A 4,386-nucleotide genomic window follows, 5' to 3' on the forward strand; every position below is an offset into this window, starting at 1 on the left:
CATTCAGGGCATTCGATCCCACTCGAGGCGGGCTGCCGCCCCCTCGAGCTCCCCCGCCAACACTCGGGCGGATTCGTCTGAACAGAGGTTTTTCGACAAGCTGAAAGGCGGACCAGGTCCGCCTTTCACCCGGCCCAACAAAGCCCACCCTCTGTTCCGGGAGTTTATTTCCGCGGCCAAGGCCGGTTAGAAGTAAAGAACGCCAGCCGCAAGAAGTTATCCTGCGGCTGGCGTTCTTTGGGACCTGGAATCAGTAGCGGGTTCCCATAGCGTCAATATCGTCGTCCTCGAAATAGACGGTGTCCCGATAAATGTATCCGTCCTTGTCCACGGTATAGTAAGTGCAACGGTCGTCCTTCACGGTGTCTACGATGCCATATTGGCGTCCCATCCGAATCACATCGCCTGCGCGCAGATCTTCGGGATATCTCAGGTCGTCCGCGCCGCGGTTGCCGAAAATTTCATCGCTCATATAATAAGCGAACGCTTCGCTGCCATCCACATCCACGTCGAACACATTGGAATCATAGGAGCGATCCATGTCCCAATACCCGTCGTCCTCAAAATACCGGCCGGAGCATTCCTCCAGAATCTCATCCATCAGAGCCGACACATTGCTCTCTGTGATGCGGTCCCCGTTTGTCAGCCGGTCATCCTCATCCCAGTCATCCTCATCCCGGTCGTTTTCATACTTGGCATCCTCGGGATAGCGGGTGTAAATGGTGGTGATGTCGTCCAGATCACAGGTGAACTTCCAGGAGATCTCCTCGTAATACTCGTCCGCGGACACATACACGCAGATATCTCTGGACCAGTTGATGTCTACGACGACGCCGTAAAGCCCGTTGTGATGGCGGTCATAGATTACGTCGCCGATGCGGAGATCCTCATAGTCCCGGACCTTGTTGTAGTCCAGGTCGCCGAAAATCTCGTCGCTGATCAGATAGGCAAAGCCTTGGGAGCCCTCGCCGTACCCCAGCACGTCCGATTCATAGTCGTCGTCCACGCGCCAGGTCTCTCCCTCCTCGTAATCCCGGTCGTCCCTCAGCTCGTCCAGCAGCTCCTCAACATTGGCCCTGGTGGGTTCCTCGCCGTTGGCGAGCACGTCGTCAGGCTCAGGCATGCTCAGGTAACGGGTATAGACCGTGTCATAGCGGTCGTCCAGGTCGTCCCGGCGCATGTCGTTGTTCCAGTCGATCCAGCCGTTGGAGTCGCAGGTCACATAGGAGAAGGTGCTGTCGCTAGTTTTGCACACCAGGCCGTATTGGCGGCCGTTGTTCAGAGCGATCACATCCCCGATGCGCAGATCGGCGGGATCGCTGATGCGGTTGACGGGCATGCCGCCAAAGATCTTGTCGCTGAGCATGTAGACAAAGCCGCGGTCCCCTGTGCCGGAGCCCAGCCGCTGGGAGGTGTAGGAGGCGTCCGCGTTCCACTGGTCATGGTTGGGGTACTTGGCCCACAGCTCGTCCACCAGATTTGCCACATTTGTCTCGCTCGCCACCAGGCCGTTGGTCAGGCGGCTGGTGTTGGTATAGGTGGGGGCGCTGATCTCTTTTTTGGCGTCGTTCAGACCGCACAGGACCACAGCGGCCTGAGCACGGGTGGTGCTGGCGCTGCCGTTGAAGTTGCTGTTCTCGTCGCCGGAGAGCAGACCCTTGGCATAGCAGTAGGCCACGGGCATCTGATAATTGGCGGGAATGGAACCAAAATCCTGAATGAGCAGCTGGGCGAGCACCAGACTGGTGGAGTCGGGGGACTCCCACTTCTGCGCGGAGGACAGGTTGTACATCACCTGGGCCATGTCATAGCGGCTGATCTGCCCATTCACGCTGTATGCGGACCAGGCGCCGCCGGAGGCATACTGCTGGCCCACGGTGGTGCCGCTGAGCAGGCCGTTGGCATAGGCCACATTCATATAGGGACGCCACCAGTCGGAAGAAGTCCCCTGGGATTTTACCTGATCGGCGTAAAACAGATTGCACACCATGGTGACGAATTGAGCGTTGGACAGGGTCTGTTCCGGTCCGTACTGATTGTCTCCGATGCCGGAGACCAGGCCGTTGGAAGCGGCCTCCTTGATGTAGGAGTACCCCCAGTAGGTGGAGGGCACATCGGTAAAGGTCGTGGCGGCAGAGGCCGGGATGGTCATGGCGCAAAGGCCCAGGGAAAGGGCGATGGCTCGCCGGAATCCAGCTTTCATATCGATTCTCCTTCTCGTAATCTGTAACACATGTGATAATCAGCTTTCAGAGATAGCGTCTCCCGTTTGGGGCGGCGCGAGAACGCCCGGTCCCCTGATGCTCCCTATTGTACTCTCTATTTCAGAAAAAGTCAAAATACGGGAGCACAAATTCACAAGGTTTTAATCCAAAAGAGCGGCAAAATTTAGACAATTTGCGCATCTCTTTTTTATTCTAGACGAAGAAGCCGGGGAAAAGTTCCCGATTGGGGAAGAAATTTTTCAGTTTTCCGGGAAACAGAGGATTTTCATATAAATTTAAGAAAACATTCTAAAATTTTCAAAATCTCCGTGGTATGGTATGCTGTAATCACATCACACAAATGAGGTCGCATGGTATGAAGCAAAAAAAGATCCGGTGGCTGTTTCTCCTGGCCGCCGTCCTTCTGTGCGCGGGGGGCGGAGGGTTCCTGTGGCGCAGCGGATTTTTTCAGGCCGCCGCATCTCAGGAGAGCCTGAGAGCCTATATCCAGCAGTTCTCCCCCTACTCCCATCTGTGCTTTTTCCTGGTGCAGCTGCTCTCGGTGGTGCTGGCCCCCATCCCCAGCAACATCACCGCCCTGGCCGGCGGGGTGCTCTTCGGCACCTGGCCCTCGTTTTTGATGACCTTTGCCGCCGTGGCCCTGGGTTCCCTGCTGGTGTTCACCCTGGCCCGGGGGCTGGGCCGGGAGGCGGTGAACCGGCTGGTGGGCCGCAAGGTGTCGGAGAAGTACCGGGAGGTGATCCAGGCCAAGACCGACGTGTTTCTGGTGCTGGCCTTCCTGTTTCCCTTTTTCCCTGACGACGTGCTGTGCATCCTGGCGGGGCTCACCAACATCACGCTGGGCCGCTTCGCGGTCATTGTGCTGCTCACCCGGCCCTGGGGCCTGCTGGTGGCCAGCGCCCTGGGGGGCGCCTCCTTTTCCCTGCCCTGGTGGGGGATGGCCCTCATCGGCCTGTGCGGCCTGGGGCTGTTCCTGGTGGGCATGAAGTACGGCGACCAGGTGGAGGAGCGGGTGCTCCGCCGCCTGAGAAGGAAAAAATAAAGCTTGGCGGACCTGTTTTAAGGCCCAGAGCCGTCAGCCGGTACCGCAGGGGGGCACACCGGGCCGCCCGAAAGCCTTTCCCCCTGCGAGGAACGAAACCGCTCTATCATCGCCCCCTCATCCGGCCCTTCGGGCCACCTGTCTCTATCCTCTCTGTCTCGCTACACTCGACATCTCCCCTTGATAAGGGGAGCCGGCCACGAGGGGAAGGCTTTACAGAGAGGACTGCAAAACATCCCCACAGCACAACCAAAAACAAGAAGAAAGAAGGACCCCCCATGCACATCGATCCCACCGTATACACCGGCCGCCCCTCCGACCAGCGCATCCCCCAGGAGGAGGCCATCTACGACAAGCTGGAGGAGCTGTCCATCCCCTTCACCCGGGTGGACCACGACCACGCGGACACCATGGAGGACTGCCTCCGGATCGAGTCCGTCCTGGGGGGCAAAATCTGCAAAAACCTGTTTCTGTGCAACCGCCAGCAGACGGAGTTCTATCTGCTGATGATGCCGGGGGACAAGCCCTTCAAGACCAAGTACCTGTCCGCCCAGCTGGGGTGCTCCCGGCTGTCCTTCGCCGCCGCCGGGCACATGGAGGAGTATCTGCACACCATCCCGGGCTCCGTCTCCGCTCTGGAGCTGCTCTTTGACGTCCAGGGGAAGGTACAGCTGGTCATCGACCAGCCCCTGCTGGCCGGCGACACCATCAGCGGCCACCCGGGCATCTCCACCTCCACCCTGCGCATGCGGCGGGAGGACCTTCTGAACTATGTGGAGGCGGTGGGCCACAGCCCCATCTATGTGGACCTGCCCGACCCCCGGGAGACCGGGGAGGCGTGACCGCGCCCTCAAATACGCGGGCCCGCCCCAAAGGAATACAAAAACACGTCCCGGTCAGGGCAAAAGCCCCGCCGGGACGTGTCTCTTTTTCGTTTTACTTACAGCAGGATGATCCCCGACGCGTCACAGGCCGCCATGGTGCTCTCGTCCCACAGGGACACCTGCACTTCGCCGATATGGGCCTTGTGCCCATCCGGCCAGGGCCGGATGGGGTCCCGGACTGATTTAAATGCTCGGGCGAAGTAAATTCGCCCTGCGCCAAGGTTTTTGCCGCAGG

Annotated in this window: 3 protein-coding genes; 2 read left to right on the forward strand and 1 reads right to left on the reverse strand. The window is 59.1% G+C overall.

From position 1 onward, the window contains the following. Positions 1-250: 250 nt before the first annotated feature. Complete coding sequence (locus B5F19_RS16485; protein WP_087292785.1) at positions 251-2,203, reverse strand: S-layer homology domain-containing protein; 1,953 nt, start codon at positions 2,201-2,203, stop codon at positions 251-253. A gap of 377 nt (positions 2,204-2,580) precedes the next feature. Between B5F19_RS16485 and B5F19_RS16490 the strand changes: the two genes are divergently transcribed. After that, on the forward strand, positions 2,581-3,267 hold the full coding sequence (locus B5F19_RS16490) for a TVP38/TMEM64 family protein (RefSeq protein WP_087292788.1): 687 nt from the start codon (positions 2,581-2,583) through the stop codon (positions 3,265-3,267). A gap of 278 nt (positions 3,268-3,545) precedes the next feature. Further along, complete coding sequence (locus tag B5F19_RS16495) at positions 3,546-4,109, forward strand: prolyl-tRNA synthetase associated domain-containing protein (RefSeq protein WP_087292791.1); 564 nt, start codon at positions 3,546-3,548, stop codon at positions 4,107-4,109. Positions 4,110-4,386: the final 277 nt, after the last annotated feature.

The sequence above is a fragment of the Pseudoflavonifractor sp. An184 genome (genome assembly GCF_002160305.1).
Classification (GTDB): domain Bacteria; phylum Bacillota; class Clostridia; order Oscillospirales; family Oscillospiraceae; genus Lawsonibacter; species Lawsonibacter pullicola.